We start from the raw sequence: 231 nt of genomic DNA on the forward strand, positions 1-231 counted from the left end.
CTCTCGACGAGATTCGTTTAAGACTCAACGAGCTAGATGACCAATTATTAAGCCTGCTATCGGAACGACGTAAACTCAGTATTGAAGTAGCAAAAAGCAAAGTAGAAACCTCAAAACCCGTTCGTGATGCCGTTCGCGAACAACAGCTACTGGTTAAACTGATCAATTCAGGTAAAGATAAATACCAGCTTGATGCACAATTCATTACCAAACTTTTCCACACCATCATCG

At 41.1% G+C, this 231-nt stretch carries 1 protein-coding gene; it reads left to right on the forward strand.

All coding sequences use genetic code 11. The annotated features are described in order from the left end of the window. Positions 1–231, forward strand: a 231-nt coding sequence (locus O4H31_RS19635) for a chorismate mutase (protein ID WP_269348194.1), incomplete at both ends; no start/stop codon positions are given.

Origin of the sequence: Sulfitobacter dubius, assembly GCF_027214245.1 — a bacterium.
Lineage (GTDB): Bacteria > Pseudomonadota > Alphaproteobacteria > Rhodobacterales > Rhodobacteraceae > Sulfitobacter > Sulfitobacter dubius_A.